Source organism: Nocardiopsis sp. TNDT3 (assembly GCF_003427465.1).
In the GTDB taxonomy this organism is placed as follows: Bacteria; Actinomycetota; Actinomycetes; order Streptosporangiales; family Streptosporangiaceae; genus Nocardiopsis; species Nocardiopsis dassonvillei.
Window position 1 is genome coordinate 1 of sequence record NZ_QPFC01001195.1, and the last position, 1,929, is coordinate 1,929.

Consider the following 1,929-nt stretch of genomic DNA (forward strand, 5'->3'; position numbering starts at 1 on the left):
GGTCGGTGGGCTCGTCGGGGTCGGTGGGCTCGTCCGGATCCGTGGGCTCATCCGGGTCCGTGGGCTCGTCCGGGTCCGTGGGCTCGTCCGGGTCCGGCGACGGACCGGCGTCACACGTGGTCAGCTCGGCGTCGAACGGGTGGTAGTGCAGTTCGAAGGGCCGGACGACGCGTGTGTCACGCTGGCTCTCACGCGGGCCGCCCACGTCCTGGGTGAACTCGCGGGCGACCACCGTTCCCTCGATGTTGGCCGAGGAGTAGTGGTTGACCGCGGCGTTCGGGGCGTAGACGGTGCCCTCGATGCTGTCGGTGCCCACGGGGATGGTGACCGTCCGGGCGTCGGAGAAGTTCCACAGGGTGTAGGGGGCCGTGGAGGAGCTCAACCCGGCGCCGGTGGGGCCCTCCCACGTGAAGTCGCCGCCGACGCCCGAGGTGTCGACGTTGATGATCAGCGGGGTGTCCTGGCTCGGCGGGTCGTCGAAGGTCAGCTGGGAGAGCGAGTTCAGTTCCTCGGCGGTGAGGTTGAGGACGTTCTGCTCTCCGGGGGTGAGGCTGACGTGCAGGTCCGCGCCCTCGGGGATGGCGTCCGGGTCGATCGGGTCGCCGTTGGGGGTGGTCAGCGTGGCCGTGGTGGAGCAGAGCGCGAACCCGGACGAGTAGGAGCGGAAGGCGGAGAAGGCCTCCTCGAAGTCGATCAGGTCCGGCGCCGGTCCCACGGAGTCGGCGGGCTGCATGGTGCTGAGCTGGACCCGCGGATAGCCCTCGTAACCGGCGCCCTGGGGGACGATCCGGGTGTTGGCCGAGGCGTTGTTGAGGTCGGTGGTGTAGACGTCGGCGTCGTCGAGGTCGCCGATCTTGACGTAGGCGCCCGTGGGGATGCTGAGCACACCCTGCGGATCGCTGTCCTCGAAGTCCACCTCGCCCTGGACCAGCAGCGCCACGGGGTTGCTCTCCCCCGTGTCGGTGAAGGTGCCGTCGTTGTGGATCCGCACCCGGTAGTCGCGGCCGAAGGACAGGTCACCGCCGACCGCGATCGGACCCTCGGACTCGGTCCCGGCCAGGTAGGTGTCGCCCTCGGAGATGGCGTTGAACCCGAGTGCGGGGGCGACGGGGTTGACCGTGACGGCAGCGGAGGCGGGGGCCGGGGCCCACCAGCCCCGGAACCCCGGGGCGGTCGACAGGGTGCCCGCCGCCAGGGCCAGGGTGGCGGCTGTGACCAGGAAGGTCCGGCCGGTCCTCCTCGGGACCGACCGGCGCGTAAGCTTTGCGTTATCAATCATGCACACATTGTGACTATGCCGTGGTCCGTAAGTGGGAAGGCACGGCGGGACCGAGGGGAAAACGTCAACGGTTCCCCATCGGCGGGTAGGGGCCGCCCCCTCCGGTGCGTCACCCCCGGCAGCCGCTCCGGGAGCGGGCACGGCCCGCTTCTGGCGAACGCTTCCGCCTCTCGGTGGGGGAGCTTCCAATCCCCGCGCGGACCTGGGATGTTCTTCGAACTGCGATGGAACGTGCCCGGACTGGTCGTGTGCGCGGGCGCCGGGGAGCTGCGGAAGGCACTACGGGTTCTGGAAGGCGGTGCAGGATGGGCGCGGTCATGACCCTGGAGACCGTGGAGGCCTCCGTCCCCCAGGAGGTGGGGCGCCTACGCGCCACCTACCGCAAGCGGGGGTGGACGGTGTGGCACGGCAACGCGACCGGCCAGTACTGGGCGGCGCACACCGGCCGCATGGTGATGCTGAGCGGTGACACCGCCCAGGAGCTGGCGGCGGAGATCGAGAGGACACAGCCGGGCAGGCCGGTGGAGGCGGTTCCGACTCAGGCGCGGCGACGGCACACGGAGCTGGTGCTGCTGTTGAAACCCCGGCCGTGTGTCTCCCGGGGACGGGCGGACACCACGGCCGGGGTTTCAACAGCAGCACCAGCTCCG

Annotated in this window: 2 protein-coding genes; one reads left to right on the top strand and one right to left on the bottom strand. The window is 70.6% G+C overall.

The features are described from left to right. On the bottom strand, nucleotides 1-1,279 hold a 1,279-nt coding region (locus DQW06_RS25700), incomplete at its 3' end, for a choice-of-anchor A family protein (protein WP_117199458.1). Nucleotides 1,280-1,596: 317 nt separating this feature from the next. Here DQW06_RS25700 and DQW06_RS25710 point away from each other — a divergent pair. After that, on the top strand, nucleotides 1,597-1,929 hold a 333-nt coding region (locus DQW06_RS25710; RefSeq protein ID WP_232833156.1), incomplete at its 3' end, for a hypothetical protein.